Annotated in this window: 16 protein-coding genes and 1 pseudogene; 10 read left to right on the plus strand and 7 right to left on the minus strand. The window is 63.6% G+C overall.

Going from position 1 to position 13,787, the window contains the following annotated elements:
- Nucleotides 1-51: 51 nt before the first annotated feature.
- Nucleotides 52-798 carry a LytTR family DNA-binding domain-containing protein gene (locus LOY22_RS25955; protein WP_045201002.1) on the minus strand — a complete coding sequence of 249 codons (747 nt, stop codon included), beginning with the start codon at nucleotides 796-798 and terminating at the stop codon, nucleotides 52-54.
- Nucleotides 795-902: pseudogene (locus tag LOY22_RS25960) on the minus strand (sensor histidine kinase); the annotation flags it as partial. The pseudogene LOY22_RS25960 and the gene LOY22_RS25955, both read right to left, overlap by 4 nt.
- 219 nt (nucleotides 903-1,121) lie before the next feature.
- Here LOY22_RS25960 and argH point away from each other — a divergent pair.
- Nucleotides 1,122-2,516, plus strand: coding sequence for an argininosuccinate lyase (argH, locus tag LOY22_RS25965; protein WP_093378152.1), 1,395 nt, complete (start codon nucleotides 1,122-1,124; stop codon nucleotides 2,514-2,516).
- Nucleotides 2,517-2,533: 17 nt separating this feature from the next.
- Here the strand turns inward: argH and LOY22_RS25970 are convergent, their stop codons facing one another.
- The gene (locus tag LOY22_RS25970) at nucleotides 2,534-3,214 is read right to left on the minus strand and encodes a glutathione S-transferase family protein (protein ID WP_093378148.1); all 681 of its coding nucleotides are present in this window, start codon (nucleotides 3,212-3,214) and stop codon (nucleotides 2,534-2,536) included.
- A gap of 119 nt (nucleotides 3,215-3,333) precedes the next feature.
- Nucleotides 3,334-3,996, minus strand: coding sequence for a glutathione S-transferase (locus tag LOY22_RS25975; protein ID WP_045200996.1), 663 nt, complete (start codon nucleotides 3,994-3,996; stop codon nucleotides 3,334-3,336).
- 146 nt (nucleotides 3,997-4,142) lie between these two features.
- Here LOY22_RS25975 and LOY22_RS25980 point away from each other — a divergent pair, with 146 nt between their 5' ends.
- The 3 genes from LOY22_RS25980 to LOY22_RS25990 all read left to right on the plus strand — a co-directional run bounded on the left by LOY22_RS25980 (nucleotide 4,143) and on the right by LOY22_RS25990 (nucleotide 7,782).
- Nucleotides 4,143-4,427 (plus strand): hypothetical protein, encoded by a 285-nt coding sequence (locus LOY22_RS25980; protein ID WP_045200994.1) that lies wholly within the window; start codon nucleotides 4,143-4,145, stop codon nucleotides 4,425-4,427.
- A gap of 84 nt (nucleotides 4,428-4,511) precedes the next feature.
- Nucleotides 4,512-4,757 carry a TIGR02647 family protein gene (locus LOY22_RS25985; protein WP_045200993.1) on the plus strand — a complete coding sequence of 82 codons (246 nt, stop codon included), beginning with the start codon at nucleotides 4,512-4,514 and terminating at the stop codon, nucleotides 4,755-4,757.
- 178 nt (nucleotides 4,758-4,935) lie between these two features.
- Nucleotides 4,936-7,782, plus strand: a complete 2,847-nt coding sequence (locus LOY22_RS25990) for a class I adenylate cyclase (RefSeq protein WP_093378134.1) — start codon at nucleotides 4,936-4,938, stop codon at nucleotides 7,780-7,782.
- 3 nt (nucleotides 7,783-7,785) lie between these two features.
- Here LOY22_RS25990 and rnk read toward each other — a convergent pair whose 3' ends face one another.
- The 3 genes from rnk to cyaY form a co-directional block, all read right to left on the minus strand.
- Nucleotides 7,786-8,205, minus strand: a complete 420-nt coding sequence (gene rnk, locus LOY22_RS25995) for a nucleoside diphosphate kinase regulator (RefSeq protein WP_258595410.1) — start codon at nucleotides 8,203-8,205, stop codon at nucleotides 7,786-7,788.
- 133 nt (nucleotides 8,206-8,338) lie between these two features.
- Nucleotides 8,339-8,560, minus strand: coding sequence for a DUF1289 domain-containing protein (locus tag LOY22_RS26000; RefSeq protein WP_010221127.1), 222 nt, complete (start codon nucleotides 8,558-8,560; stop codon nucleotides 8,339-8,341).
- Nucleotides 8,560-8,892 carry an iron donor protein CyaY gene (gene cyaY / locus LOY22_RS26005; RefSeq protein ID WP_045200985.1) on the minus strand — a complete coding sequence of 111 codons (333 nt, stop codon included), beginning with the start codon at nucleotides 8,890-8,892 and terminating at the stop codon, nucleotides 8,560-8,562. The genes LOY22_RS26000 and cyaY overlap by 1 nt, the downstream gene beginning before the upstream one ends.
- A 195-nt stretch (nucleotides 8,893-9,087) precedes the next feature.
- On the opposite strand from cyaY, the gene lptM reads away from it, so the two are divergent.
- The 6 genes from lptM to LOY22_RS26035 are packed head-to-tail and all read left to right on the plus strand — an operon-like array spanning nucleotide 9,088 to nucleotide 13,659.
- Nucleotides 9,088-9,225, plus strand: a complete 138-nt coding sequence (gene lptM / locus LOY22_RS26010) for an LPS translocon maturation chaperone LptM (protein WP_045200983.1) — start codon at nucleotides 9,088-9,090, stop codon at nucleotides 9,223-9,225.
- 9 nt (nucleotides 9,226-9,234) lie between these two features.
- Nucleotides 9,235-10,482, plus strand: a complete 1,248-nt coding sequence (gene lysA / locus LOY22_RS26015; protein ID WP_258595421.1) for a diaminopimelate decarboxylase — start codon at nucleotides 9,235-9,237, stop codon at nucleotides 10,480-10,482.
- Nucleotides 10,483-10,486: 4 nt separating this feature from the next.
- On the plus strand, nucleotides 10,487-11,317 hold the full coding sequence (dapF, locus tag LOY22_RS26020) for a diaminopimelate epimerase (RefSeq protein ID WP_093378122.1): 831 nt from the start codon (nucleotides 10,487-10,489) through the stop codon (nucleotides 11,315-11,317).
- A 13-nt stretch (nucleotides 11,318-11,330) separates the two neighbouring features.
- Nucleotides 11,331-12,068, plus strand: a complete 738-nt coding sequence (locus LOY22_RS26025; RefSeq protein ID WP_045200976.1) for a DUF484 family protein — start codon at nucleotides 11,331-11,333, stop codon at nucleotides 12,066-12,068.
- Nucleotides 12,068-12,967 (plus strand): tyrosine recombinase XerC, encoded by a 900-nt coding sequence (xerC, locus tag LOY22_RS26030; RefSeq protein WP_213602900.1) that lies wholly within the window; start codon nucleotides 12,068-12,070, stop codon nucleotides 12,965-12,967. The genes LOY22_RS26025 and xerC overlap by 1 nt, the downstream gene beginning before the upstream one ends.
- Entirely contained in the window at nucleotides 12,964-13,659 is a 696-nt protein-coding gene (locus LOY22_RS26035) for an HAD family hydrolase (RefSeq protein ID WP_045200972.1), read from the plus strand. The genes xerC and LOY22_RS26035 overlap by 4 nt, the downstream gene beginning before the upstream one ends.
- Nucleotides 13,660-13,787 lie beyond the last annotated feature (128 nt).

Genomic DNA, 13,787 nt, shown 5'->3' on the forward strand with positions numbered 1-13,787 from the left:
ATGGTAGGAGCCGACCATCCCTGGCCGTCGACCGCTCCCTGGTCCCCGCCCTTAAAGCTGTTGCATCATTTTGCGTACACCAGCCACATGCCGGCGGCTGACGATCAGGGCATCACCGTTGAGGCCCTTGAGGAATAGCTGAAAATGCCCAAGCGGCGTGCGTTGCAGACGTTCGATGCGGTTGCGGGCGACCAGCGCATTGCGGTGAATGCGCACAAAGCGTTCACCAAACTCGTCTTCCAGAGCCTTGAGCGGCTCGTCCAGCAGCACTTCGCCGGCCTCGTGGCGCAAGGTCACGTATTTGTGGTCGGCAATGAAGTAGATCACCTGGTCGAGCGGAATCAGCTCGATACCCTTGCGGGTGCGCGCGCTGATATGGCTGCGCGGGCCGCTGCCGCTCTCGGCGGCCGGGCGGGTCAGGGCCGCCAGTTGCACGCGGTTGGGCCGTTCGGCCTTTTTCAAGGCGTCGCGCAGGCTGTCGGGCTGCACCGGCTTGAGCACGAAGCCCAGGGTGCTGTCCTTGAACGACTCGACGGTGAACTCATCGTCACCGGTGCAAAACACCACCGCAGGCGGTGCTTCGCGTTCGCACAGCCGGGCAGCGACCTGCAGGCCATCCAGGCCCGGCATGCGAATGTCGAGCAGGACCACCTCAGGCTTGAGGCTGTCGATCAGGGCCAGGGCCTCTTCGCCATTGGTGGCGCTGGGCTCCAGCACGGTATAGCCCTCCAGTTCGCCGAGCAGTCGGCTCAGGCGTTCCCGGGCTTGGGGTTCGTCATCAACGATCAGGACATTCATATAGCGCTGGATTCCTGCGTGAGTCTCGCACAAGGATAGCGTAGACAGGTGAGGTGACGACCGTCACGGCGATCCACGCTCAGACTCGCACGATGGCTAAAGATTCACTGGCCCGGCAGGAAACATGCCGCGCCTCTGTCCAACTGTAGACGGTTGCCGCAACACTGCCGTTCAATCGATAAATATCCTGTTGCAAGCGCGCTGTCGCGGGCCTGTGCTGCGACATAAACCCGCATTTGCCCCGACCGCCGCACTCCGGCAGCCCCGCCAATCCTGCTATGATCGACGCCACTTTTTCCGTTCACGCCTTCAAGAGTGAATCCATGAGCACCGACAAGACCAATCAGTCCTGGGGCGGCCGCTTCAGTGAGCCCGTCGACGCCTTCGTCGCCCGTTTCACCGCCTCCGTCAATTTCGACCAGCGCCTGTACCGCCACGACATCATGGGTTCGATCGCCCACGCCACCATGCTGGCGAAGGTCGGCGTCCTCACCGACGCCGAGCGCGACACCATCATCGATGGCCTGAAAACCATCCAGGGCGAAATCGAGGCCGGCAACTTCGACTGGCGCGTCGACCTTGAAGACGTGCACATGAACATCGAAGCGCGCCTGACCGACCGCATCGGCATCACCGGCAAGAAGCTGCACACCGGCCGTAGCCGCAACGACCAGGTCGCCACCGACATCCGCCTGTGGCTGCGTGACGAAATCGACCTGATCCTGGCCGAGATCACCCGCCTGCAGCAGGGCCTGTTGGAGCAGGCCGAGCGCGAAGCCGAGACCATCATGCCCGGCTTTACCCACCTGCAAACCGCGCAGCCGGTGACTTTCGGCCACCACCTGCTGGCCTGGTTCGAAATGCTCAGCCGCGACTACGAACGCCTGGTTGATTGTCGCAAGCGCACCAACCGCATGCCCCTGGGCAGCGCCGCGCTGGCCGGCACCACCTACCCGATCGATCGCGAACTGACCTGCCAGCTGCTGGGCTTCGAAGCTGTGGGCGGCAACTCGCTGGACGGCGTTTCCGATCGCGACTTTGCCATCGAGTTCTGCGCCGCCGCCAGCGTGGCGATGATGCACCTGTCGCGCTTCTCCGAAGAGCTGGTGCTGTGGACCAGCGCGCAGTTCCAGTTCATCGACCTGCCCGATCGCTTCTGCACCGGCAGCTCGATCATGCCGCAAAAGAAGAACCCGGATGTCCCGGAGCTGGTGCGCGGCAAGACCGGCCGTGTGTTCGGCGCCCTCACCGGCCTGCTGACCCTGATGAAAGGCCAGCCGCTGGCCTACAACAAGGACAACCAGGAAGACAAAGAGCCGCTGTTCGACGCCGCCGACACCCTGCGCGACTCGCTGCGTGCCTTTGCCGACATGATCCCGGCGATCAAGCCTCGCCACGCCATCATGCGCGAAGCGGCCCTGCGCGGCTTCAGCACCGCCACCGACCTGGCCGACTACCTGGTGCGCCGCGGCCTGCCGTTCCGTGATTGCCACGAAATCGTTGGCCACGCGGTGAAGTACGGCGTCGATACCGGCAAGGACCTGGCCGAGATGAGCCTGGAGGAACTGCGCCAGTTCAGCGACCAGATCGAGCAGGACGTGTTCGCCGTACTGACCCTCGAAGGCTCGGTCAACGCCCGTGACCACATCGGCGGGACTGCGCCTGCGCAAGTACGCGCCGCCGTAGCCCGCGGCAAGGCGCTGCTCGCCGCGCGCTAAGCCCTTCCTGCGTCTTGCTACCCAGCCAGTTCTGCCTGGGTAGCCGCACGCAAGCGCTGAAGGAAAGCCGGCGTTTCGGCTTTCCTGTCAGCTGCGACCTTGTGCACATTCGGATTTTCCCCCAGTCGCTCGAACAGTGCCCGGGCGCCCGGCAATGGCTGCAGGTAATCAATGCCGAACAGACGCTGGCCAACCTGGCAGGCCAGGTCGACGCTATAGAGAAAGTACAGGTCCGCCAGGGTAAGGCACTCGCCTGCCACATACGGGGCGAATCGACCGCGCTGGGCCAGGGCGGCAAAGCCCTTGTCCAGATCACGCCGGGCCTTGGCCTTCAAGGCCTCCGGGGTCGCCCTGCCGGCAAAGAACACTTCGACATAGCAGTAGCGGGCGGGCAGCTCGATGTACAGCTCGATTTCCTTGGCCAACGCGCGCACCTGGGCGCGCTGGAAAGGATCGGCCGGCAACAGCGCCACCTCAGGGCAGGCCTCTTCGAGGTAATCGAGGATGGCGTCGGTTTCGCTGATAAAGCCCTGCGCCACCTCCAGCACCGGCACCTTGCCGCGCGGGCTGATCGCCAGCACTTGCGGGTTCTGGCAACCATGCAGGGGCACCTCCTCGAACGGCAGGCGTTTTTCCAGCAGGGCGAGCTTGACCATGTTGTAGTAGTTGCTTGCAGAGAATCCGTGCAGTCGGAACATTTCCGGCCTCCTAGCCGCGTGAAGTCTCTGCATTTTTGGAACGAATCAAGCCAGAAAGCTGCCGTATGCTTCCGATAGACACGTAGGAGCTTTCTGCTTTTGCCTCAATAGTGCTCCAATCAGCGCTTGCCCGAGCGCACCATCTCGAGGAAAGCCGGCATCTGCGCTTCCTTGTCGGCGACGATCTTCTGTACGTTCGGGTTGTTCTTGAACTGCTCCAGCAGCGCCTTGGCCTGTGGGAAGTCTTCCAGCACATCGATGGCAAAAACCTTCTTGCCCACGGCATAGGCCAGGTCGACGCTGAAGCAGAACAGCAAGTCGGCGATGGTCAGGCTGTCGCCGGCCACATAAGGGCTGAACTTGCCGTTGCGCTTGAGGGTAGCGATACCGGCCAGCAGTTCGGTCTTGGCCTTGGCCTTGATGGCTTCATCGACCTGGGCGCCGAAAAACGCTTCGGGGTAGCAGGCACGTGCGGGCAGCTCGATGTACAGCTCGATTTCCTTGGCCAGCTCGTGAACCTTGGCCTGGGCAAATACCCCCTCCGGCAGCAATGCCTTGCCTGGCTGGGTCTGCTCGATGTAGTCGAGGATCAGGCTGGTTTCACTGAGAAAACCGTCTTCGCTCTGCAGCGCCGGTACTTTGCCGCGCGGGCTGATTTTCAGCGCTTCGGGGCTCTGGCCGCCGAAAAACAGCACTTCCTCAAACGGTACGCCCTTTTCCAGCAGCGCCAGTTTGACCATGTTGTAGTAGTTGCTGACCGCGAATCCATGAAGCTTGAGCATGAAACAGCCTCCAGGCCGAAAAGGGGTTGGCCGGGTTGTTATAGACCCAAGTGCCGGGTACTGACCAGCATCATGAAGATTGTCGATAACAAGGCATTGCTGCCGGGCCCGTGGCAAACTGGGCACCCCAAAAGAGGAAAGCGCCCATGAGCGAACCTACCGATATCGACAACGACGACGAAGCGTTCGCCGAGTCGACCCTGATCGAAGCGATCGAGAACCAGATCGAAAGCGACAACCCGCCAGCGGCCAAGGCCACGTTCAACAAGCTGACCCTGGTGGGCTACGAGCGTGAAGACATCCTCAACCTTATGGCCCACGTGCTGGCCTACGAGATTGATGCGATGCTTGAAGACGACCGCGCGTTCAACACCGAATGGTACGAAACCGCCTTGCGCGCCCTGCCCGAGCTGCCGCCGGAAAAGGACTGAAGCAAAGCAGGATTTCCCTGACTACACTGCAAAACCAGGCACCGGCGACGGTGCTGCCCTCCTTGTCTGGAAGTCGGAGTCTTTATGTCGTTTACCCCCGAACTGATTGCCGAGCTGGAAGTCCTTGCCTTGTTCAACCTGGATAGCAGCCAGGAAGGCATCAAGGTCCATAACACTGCCTCCAAGGAGGTGATCGCCGCTGCGCGTCGCCTGTACGAGAAAAAGCTCACCGACCAGCCCGATGGCGGTTATCTGACCAGCCTTGGTCACGATGCTGCCGAGAACGTGCAGGTGTTGCTGAACATTCTGAACGTCGTCGAACCTGCCTGATAACTGCAATCGCGGGGCAAGTCGGAACGCCGCACCGCCGCTCCTACCGGCCTGGTGGGTGCGGCGGTGCGGCGACCCGACTTGCCCTGCGATGCGTTAAGCGCTAATAAAATGGCGTCAAATTCCAAATACCACTTAAACTCGCCATTGCTCCCTAGACGGCCGGTTTCAGCTCGCCATGAACCACCCCCACGAAATTCGCCCCGACCTCGACCAGGGCATTGACCGCAAGGTGCTCAGCCAGCTGCGCCAACGCTTCCTGAAGCTCAACCAGGGGCGCCTGGGGCGGGCCATGGACGGGCTGTCGAGCCGCCAGCAGCAGGTCTTGACCCTGCTGCCGCTGTTTTTTCACGTCAATCACCCACTGTTGCCCGGTTATGTCTCCGGCACGACGCCAGCGGGGGTCGCCAACTTCGAGCCTGATGCGCAACTGCTGGCCGAAGCCCAGCGCCTGACCCGCTCATTTTCGTACAAGGCCCGGCGCGGCAACCCGCCCCAGCCGATTCACGGGCTGTTCCTGATGGGCAGCCTGGGCACCCTGGCCCAGGCCGAGCAGAGCGACATGGACGTCTGGGTCTGTCACGCCGCCGACCTGAGCGAAAGCGACCTGGCGGAGTTGCGCAAGAAATGCCTGCTGCTGGAAATCTGGGCCGCCAGCCAGGGCGCCGAAGCCCACCTGTTCTTGATCGAGCCGCAAGGCTTCGTCCAGGGCGAACGCGACGGCCAGCTCAGCTCCGACGACTGCGGCACCACCCAGCATTACCTGCTGCTCGACGAATTCTACCGCACCGCCATCTGGCTGGCCGGGCGCACACCCTTGTGGTGGCTGGTGCCGGTCTATGAAGAACCACGCTACCGGCAATACATCCAGACCCTGCTGTCCAAGCGTTTCGTGCGTGCTGAAGACCACCTCGACCTCGGCCACCTGGCGCACATCCCTCCGGGCGAATTCGTCGGCGCCGGGCTCTGGCAACTGTTCAAGGGCATTGAATCGCCCTACAAGTCGGTGCTCAAGCTGCTGCTTACCGAGGTCTACGCCAGTGAACACCCGCAGGTGCAGTGCCTGAGCCTGCAGTTCAAGCAGGCGGTGTTCAGCAATCGCCTCGACCTCGACGAGCTCGACCCCTACATGATGGTCTACCGGCGTATCGAGCAGTACCTGCAAGGCCGCGGCGAACGCGAGCGGCTGGAGCTGGTGCGGCGCAGCCTGTACCTGAAGGTCAACAAGAAGCTCAGCGGCCTGGCCCGCCAGCGCAGTGCCAGCTGGCAGCGGGACCTGCTGCAGCGCCTGAGCCAGGAATGGAGCTGGGATCAACGCCAGCTGGCGCTGCTCGACAACCGCAGCCAATGGAAAGTCCGCCAGGTGGCGGTCGAGCGCCGGGAGCTGGTAGCCGAGCTGAACTACAGCTACCGCTTCCTCTGCCAGTTTGCCCGCAGCCAGAACGCCACCAGCCGCATCGACCAGCGCGATCTCAGCGTGCTCGGCCGGCGCCTGTACGCCGCCTTTGAACGGCGCGCCGGCAAGGTTGAGTTCATCAACCCGGGCATCGCCCCGGACCTCGCCGAAGACACCCTGACCCTGGTGCAGTCACCCAACCGCAAAGAGCCCGGGCAGACCCACTGGGGCCTGTACAACGGCAACCTCGGCGTGCACGAGTGGGAGCACTTCGCGCCGATCAAACGCTGCCGCGAACTGCTCGAACTGCTGACCTGGGCGCACCGCAACGGTGTGATCGACAGCAGCACGCGCCTGGCCCTGCACCCGGGCAGCAGCGACCTGAGCGAGTATGAGCTGTTCAACCTGCTCGGCAGCCTGCAACAGAGCGTCGCCCTGCCCCTGACGGTGGTCAGCGAACAGCGCCTGCTGCAACCGAGCGTGGTGGACGAGATCCTGCTGCTGGTCAATGTCGGCATCGACCCGCTACAGCACCACCGCGACCTGAACATCCTGATGACCACCGAGCGCACTGACTCGCTGAGCTACGCCGGGGTGCGCGAAAACCTGGTGCTGACCCTCGACCAGGTCACCCTCAACAGCTGGAACGAAGTGCAGGTGCACCGCTACGACGGCGAACATGCCCTGCTGCGTTGCCTGCGTGATTACCTCAACAGCCTGGGCGCCGGCCACACGCCCAGGCTGCGGGTCCGCTGCTTCTGCCACAACCGCGCCCAGGCCATCGCCCTGCGGGTCGAGGAAGTGTTCGCCAGCACTCAGGCGCTGCTGGCGCAGAACCTCAACCAGCGCTACTTGTTGCAAGTCGAGCAGCACACCCATGTACTGGAACTGCAACGCGGCGCGGTAAACCTGGTGACCCTCGACGATCCGGACGCGGTGCTGCGCTACCTCGGTGAAGAACGCAGTGACTACAGCCCCCTGCACCTGGACGCCAATGCCCTGCAGGAGCTCGACCTGGCGCAACTGCTGCCGCTGGGCCAGCCGCAGTGCATCCAGCTGTTCTATCGGCTGCAGGACACCTGGGCGGATGTCTACGTACTCGATGAGCACAATGCCCTGTGGCAGCAGCGCTTGCCGTTTCACGATGAAAACAGCCTGTTGTTGCCGCTGCAGCGCTTCTTGCAATCGATCGTGTTTCGCCGCGATGCGCGCCTGCCACTGGACAGCCTGCAGGCCCAGGGTTCACTGGATATTCTTTATTACCAATTGTTGCCATCAGGCACTGGCAAGGTTCGCCAGGTAGAAGCGCGCCAGGTCGAGGTCAAGGCCATCGACCGGCCCTACTACGAAGTGCAGGCGATTCTGCAGGCCGGCGCCAGCGATGACGTGCAAGTCACGCTGTACTGCAATCAGCGGGAGTTTTCCCAGCTCGAGCATGGCGACCAGCTGTATGCGGTGGTCGCCCGCGAGATCATCGAGCAGCGCCGCGAGGCTGAGCGCTACCGCTGCTACATCACCGACCTGGACTTATCGGGCCTGCTGGCCGATGGCCTGGGCTCGAGCATTCTCTACCTGCGCTACAAGGGCGAACTGGAGCGGGCGCTCAACGAGGCCCTGGCGCAGGCTTGAGGCTCAGAGGTCGAAGTCACCTGCCGCTTCTGGCTGGTATTCGACTTCAAGCAGCTTGAGCTTGAGGGTCTTGCCGCCCGGGGCCGGCCAGTCGATCTGCTCGCCTACCGACAAGCCCAGCAGCGCGCTGCCGATCGGCGCGAGGATAGAGATCTTGCCTTCGTCGGCGTTGGCGTCTTTCGGGTAGACCAGGGTCAGGTGGTAGTCCTTGCCGCTGGCTTCTTCGCGGCAATGAACCCGGGAGTTCATGGTCACGACACCGGCCGGAACTTCCTCGTGACCGACCGTTTCGGCGCGGTCCAGCTCGTCCTGCAAGGCGAGCACACCCGGCGAATCCTGCGTCTTCTCATCGAGGCTGTCGATCAGACGCTCGAGACGCTGTACGTCCAATCGGGTGACGATAATGGAAGGCTTGGTGCTCATGATCCGGTCAGACTCCTTTTTCTGGGCGATATAAAGCAAAACCCCGCCCAAGGGCGGGGTTTGCAGGAATTCGGCACAGCCGAAACAGGTTCGACACTACCACAGCCAAGTAAATACACAATACCCGGAGGGTCTATGCCGACCCGGCCAGCTGGCGACGCGCCAGCGCCTCACGGCAGATCTGCCGGCGCTGCTCATCGTCGGCCGCACGCCACTGGCGAATGTCCTCGACATGGCGAAAGCAACCGATACAAACCTTGTGCTCATCCAGCCGGCAGGTGCTGATGCACGGCGACGGTACTGCCGGGCTGACGTTACTGTAGAGCGGCTTGGCCGGCTTGGCTGCGCTGCTCATCAGATGTCGTCGAAATCGAGCTTTTCACCCGCCCGCTCCCAGACGATGCGCTCCAGCATCTCGCCCAGCAGCTCCTCGGTCTTTTCACAGGTCCACTTGCCGTTCTGCTCGTCGTAGTCGAAGTGGAAACCACCGGACTTGTCGGCCAGCCACAGCTGGCGCAGCGGTTCCTGGCGGCTGAAGATCAGCTGGCTGCCGTTGTCGAACTTGATGGTCAGGACCCCTGCCGAGTTCTCCATGTCCAGATCCAGGTCAGTCTCGTCGAACAGGTCTTCCAGCGCCTGTTGGGTCGCGTCGACCAGGTCGTGAAAACGCGCTTCGGTCAAACTCATTGCAAGAACCTCAAAAATGTCTGCACACACGCAAGCCGGGCAAGATACGAGCGCGGCGCGCCGAATGCAAAGGATACCGACCTGCGCCAGGCAGCGCAGCCACCACCCCGCCCGACGGCGGGTTGCCCGCATAGGCAAGGGGCCGGGCGCTCGGTATACTCGGGCGCAATACTGCTTATTACAAAGGATTACGCCATGAAGCGCCTGATCTCCACCCTCGCGGCGCTCGTCGCGGTTGCCTGCCTCGTTTCCGCCTGCGGCCAGAAGGGCCCGCTGTACCTGCCAGACGACAGCAAAGACGGTAAAAAGTCGCAATCGCACAAGCACCAGTAAGGGTAACCCATGGACGCTTTCAACTACCGCGACGGTCAGCTGTTCGCGGAAGGCGTGGCCCTGTCGGCCATCGCCGAACGTTTCGGCACGCCGACCTACGTCTACTCGCGCGCCCACATCGAGGCCCAGTACCGTAGCTACGCCGATGCTCTGGAGGGGGTTTCGCACCTGGTGTGCTTCGCCGTCAAGGCCAACTCCAACCTCGCTGTGCTGAACCTGCTGGCCCGCCTGGGCGCAGGTTTCGACATCGTTTCCGGCGGTGAGCTGGAGCGTGTACTGGCCGCGGGCGGGCGTGCCGATCGCGTGGTGTTCTCCGGCGTCGGCAAAACCCGCGAAGACATGCGCCGCGCCCTGGAAGTCGGCGTGCACTGCTTCAACGTCGAATCCACCGACGAGCTCGAGCGCCTGCAGGTAGTGGCCGCCGAAATGGGCGTACGCGCGCCGGTTTCGCTGCGGGTCAACCCGGACGTCGATGCCGGTACCCACCCGTACATCTCCACGGGCCTGAAAGAAAACAAGTTCGGTATCGCCATCGCCGATGCCGAAGAGGTGTACATCCGCGCCGCGCAACTGCCGAACCTGGAAGTGGTCGGCGTCGACTGCCATATCGGCTCGCAGCTGACCACCCTGGAACCCTTCCTCGATGCCCTCGACCGCCTGCTGGCGTTGATCGACCGCCTCGGCGACTGCGGCATCCTCCTGCGTCACCTGGACCTGGGTGGCGGCGTCGGTGTGCGTTATCGCGACGAAGAGCCGCCGCTGGCCGGCGACTACATCAAGGCCATCCGCGAGCGCGTCGGCGACCGCGACCTGGCCCTGGTGTTCGAACCGGGCCGCTATATCGTCGCCAACGCTGGCGTGCTGCTGACCCAGGTCGAGTACCTCAAGCACACCGAGCACAAGGATTTCGCCATCGTCGATGCGGCGATGAACGACCTGATCCGCCCAGCCCTGTACCAGGCCTGGATGAACGTCACGGCGGTGCAGCCGCGTGCCGGCGAAGGCCGTGTTTACGACATCGTCGGGCCGATCTGCGAAACCGGCGACTTCCTCGCCAAGGAGCGCGAGCTGAACCTGGCCGAAGGCGACCTGCTGGCGGTGCACTCGGCGGGTGCCTATGGTTTTGTCATGAGCTCGAACTACAACACCCGTGGTCGTTGTGCCGAAGTGCTGGTCGATCGTGACCAGGCCTTCGAAGTGCGTCGTCGCGAAACCGTGGCCGAGTTGTTCGCCGGCGAAAGCCTGCTGCCGGAGTAAACCCATGCTGCTGCGTTTTACCAAGATGCATGGGCTGGGCAACGACTTCATGGTCCTCGACCTGGTCAGCCAGCATGCGCACATTTTACCCAAGCACGCCAAGCAATGGGGCGACCGCCACACCGGCATCGGTTTCGACCAGTTGCTGATCGTCGAGGCGCCGAGCAATCCGGAAGTGGATTTCCGCTACCGAATCTTCAACGCCGACGGCTCCGAGGTCGAACAGTGCGGCAACGGTGCGCGCTGCTTTGCGCGCTTCGTGCTGGACAAGCGCCTGACTGCGAAAAAACGCATCCGCGTTGAAACCAAAGGCGGCATCATCGAGCTGGACGTGCGCAACGACGGGCAGATCAGCGTCGACATGGGCCCGCCGCGGCTGGTGCCGGCCGAGATCCCGTTCGACGCGCCGGCCCAGGCCCTGAGCTACCCGCTCGAGGTCGCAGGGCGCAACGTCGAACTCTTCGCCGTGTCGATGGGCAACCCCCATGCCGTGCTGCGCGTCGACGACATCAACGCCGCGCCAGTGCACGAGCTGGGCGCGCAGATCGAACATCACCCGCGCTTCCCGCAGCGGGTCAATGTCGGTTTCATCCAGGTCATCGACCGTCACCGCGCGCAACTGCGGGTGTGGGAACGCGGCGCGGGCGAAACCCAGGCCTGCGGTACCGGTGCCTGCGCCGCTGCCGTGGCGGCGATCAGCCAGGGCTGGATGGATTCACCGCTGTTGATCGACCTGCCGGGTGGGCGCCTGTCCATCGAATGGGCAGGCCCGGGCAAACCGGTGTTGATGACCGGCCCCGCCGTACGCGTGTTTGAAGGACAGGTTCGTCTATGAGTGAGTACCAGCCATGACCGATCAGCCCCAGGCTCCCGCCGAACAGCCCACCGACCTTAGCGCCGAGGGCTCGACGCCCACCCTCGGGGCTGAGGCCGTGGTTGCCTACCTGCGCGACAACCCGACGTTCTTCGCCGAGCACGACGAACTGCTCAGCGAGCTGCACATTCCCCATCAGCGTGGCGATAGCGTGTCGCTGGTCGAGCGCCAGCTCAAGCTGCTGCGCGACCGCAATATCGAGATGCGTCACCGCCTGTCGCAACTGATGGACGTGGCCCGCGACAACGACCGGCTGTTCGACAAGACCCGCCGGCTGATCCTCGACCTGCTCGATGCTGACAGCCTCGAAAGCGTGGTGATGGCTGTCGAAGACAGCCTGCGCCAGGAGTTCAAGGTGCCCTTCGTCAGCCTGATTCTGTTCGGCGAAACTGCCGCGCCGGTCGGCCGCTGGGTCAACAGCGGCGACGCCCAGCAAGCCATTGGCGGCCTGTTGTGCGCCGGCAAGACGGTCAGTGGCAACTTGCGCGATCATGAGCTGGACTTCCTGTTCGGCGAAGAGCAGCGCAAGGAAGTCGGCTCCAGCGCCGTCGCCACCCTCAACCACCAGGGCCTGCACGGCGTACTGGCGATCGGTAGTCGCGACCCGCAGCATTACAAGAGCACGGTCGGTACCCTGTTCCTCAGCTACATCGCCGAAGTACTCGGCCGGGTCGTCCCGCGCCATACCCAGACCCTGCGTCCGGTGCGCTAGTGGAACGCCAGCTGGAGGCCTTCTGCGCGCACTTGCGCAACGAGCGCCAGGTGTCCGAACACACCCAGCTGGCCTACCGACGCGACCTCGAAAGCGTCCTGGCGTTCTGCACCAAGAGCGGCATCGACAGCTGGAACGCCCTGCAGATCCAGCACCTGCGCCAACTGATCGCCCGCCAGCATCACCAGGGCCAGTCCTCGCGCAGCCTTGCCCGCCTGCTCTCAGCGGTGCGCGGTTTCTACCGTTACCTCAACCGTGAAGGCCACTGCAGCCACGATCCGGCCAACGGCCTGTCGGCGCCCAAGGGCGAACGGCGCCTGCCCAAGACCCTCGACACCGATCGCGCCCTGCAACTGCTGGAAGGTGCGGTCGAGGATGAATTTCTCGCCCGCCGCGACCAGGCCATGCTCGAGCTGTTCTACTCCTCCGGCCTGCGCCTGTCGGAGTTGACCAGCCTCAACCTGGAGCAGCTCGACCTGCCCGGCGGCCTGGTGCAAGTCCACGGCAAGGGCAGCAAGACCCGCGTGCTGCCGGTCGGGCGCAAGGCCCGCGAGGCGCTGGAGCAATGGCTGGTGCTGCGCGCCGGCAGCGGCCCGCAGGACGGCGCGGTGTTCGTCAGCCAGCAGGGCCGGCGCCTGGGCCCACGGGCCATTCAACTGCGGGTGCAAGCCGCTGGCGCCCGCGAACTGGGCCAGAACCTGCACCCGCACATGTTGCGACACTCCTTCGCCAGCCACTTGCTGGAATCGTCCCAGGACCTGCGCGCCGTGCAAGAGATGCTCGGCCACGCCGACATCGCCACCACGCAGATCTACACTCACCTGGACTTCCAGCACCTGGCCGCCGTGTATGACAGCGCCCACCCCCGGGCCAAACGCAGTAAGGGCAGTGACTCATGAGCATCAAGCTGATCACCTTCGACCTCGACGACACCCTGTGGGACACCGCACCAGTGATCGTCAGCGCCGAGACCACCCTGCGCGACTGGCTGGCAGCCAATGCGCCAACCCTGGGCGCGGTTCCGGTCGAGCACCTGTATGCCATTCGCGAGCGCCTGGTGCAGGCAGAACCCGGGCTCAAGCACCGCATCAGCGCCCTGCGCCGGCGCGTACTGTTCCATGCCCTGGAAGAGGTCGGCTACAGCGAGAACAAGGCCCGTGAGCTGGCCAACGAAGGCTTTGAAGTGTTCCTCCACGCCCGCCACCAGATCGATATCTTCCCTGAGGTGCAGCCGGTGCTGGAGATCCTCCGTCACCACTACACCCTGGGCGTGGTCACCAATGGCAACGCCGATGTGCGCCGCCTGGGCCTGGCCGATTACTTCAAATTTGCCCTGTGCGCCGAAGACCTAGGCATCGGCAAACCCGACCCGCAACCCTTCCTCGAAGCCCTGCGCCAGGGCGAAGTCGAGGCGACTGCGGCGGTGCACATTGGCGATCACCCCGGCGATGACATTGCCGGGGCCCAGCGCGCCGGCCTGCGGGCGATCTGGTTCAACCCCCAGGGCAAGGCCTGGGAAGCCGAGAACCGCCCTGACGCGGAGATCCAGCGCCTGTCGCAGTTGCCTGAACTGCTCAACAGCTGGCGTTAAATCTGTGGGAGCGGCGGTGCGGCGACCCGACTTGACCCGCGATTGCGGACTGTCAGCGCACATCGCATCGCCGGGCAAGCCCGCTCCCACATTTCGGCGAACCAACCATTACAGACACAAAAAAGCCC

This window comes from Pseudomonas sp. B21-035 (assembly GCF_024748945.1).
Taxonomy (GTDB): domain Bacteria; phylum Pseudomonadota; class Gammaproteobacteria; order Pseudomonadales; family Pseudomonadaceae; genus Aquipseudomonas.

Coding starts and splice junctions, on each gene's coding strand:
- LOY22_RS25990 (WP_093378134.1), top strand. CDS start 4,936: ATGAACCACCCCCACGAAATTCGCCCCGACCTCGACCAGGGCATTGAC.
- argH (WP_093378152.1), top strand. CDS start 1,122: ATGAGCACCGACAAGACCAATCAGTCCTGGGGCGGCCGCTTCAGTGAG.
- LOY22_RS25975 (WP_045200996.1), bottom strand. CDS start 3,996: ATGCTCAAGCTTCATGGATTCGCGGTCAGCAACTACTACAACATGGTC.
- LOY22_RS25980 (WP_045200994.1), top strand. CDS start 4,143: ATGAGCGAACCTACCGATATCGACAACGACGACGAAGCGTTCGCCGAG.
- LOY22_RS26035 (WP_045200972.1), top strand. CDS start 12,964: ATGAGCATCAAGCTGATCACCTTCGACCTCGACGACACCCTGTGGGAC.
- lptM (WP_045200983.1), top strand. CDS start 9,088: ATGAAGCGCCTGATCTCCACCCTCGCGGCGCTCGTCGCGGTTGCCTGC.
- lysA (WP_258595421.1), top strand. CDS start 9,235: ATGGACGCTTTCAACTACCGCGACGGTCAGCTGTTCGCGGAAGGCGTG.
- dapF (WP_093378122.1), top strand. CDS start 10,487: ATGCTGCTGCGTTTTACCAAGATGCATGGGCTGGGCAACGACTTCATG.
- LOY22_RS25955 (WP_045201002.1), bottom strand. CDS start 798: ATGAATGTCCTGATCGTTGATGACGAACCCCAAGCCCGGGAACGCCTG.
- cyaY (WP_045200985.1), bottom strand. CDS start 8,892: ATGAGTTTGACCGAAGCGCGTTTTCACGACCTGGTCGACGCGACCCAA.
- LOY22_RS26025 (WP_045200976.1), top strand. CDS start 11,331: ATGACCGATCAGCCCCAGGCTCCCGCCGAACAGCCCACCGACCTTAGC.
- LOY22_RS26000 (WP_010221127.1), bottom strand. CDS start 8,560: ATGAGCAGCGCAGCCAAGCCGGCCAAGCCGCTCTACAGTAACGTCAGC.
- rnk (WP_258595410.1), bottom strand. CDS start 8,205: ATGAGCACCAAGCCTTCCATTATCGTCACCCGATTGGACGTACAGCGT.
- LOY22_RS25970 (WP_093378148.1), bottom strand. CDS start 3,214: ATGTTCCGACTGCACGGATTCTCTGCAAGCAACTACTACAACATGGTC.
- LOY22_RS25985 (WP_045200993.1), top strand. CDS start 4,512: ATGTCGTTTACCCCCGAACTGATTGCCGAGCTGGAAGTCCTTGCCTTG.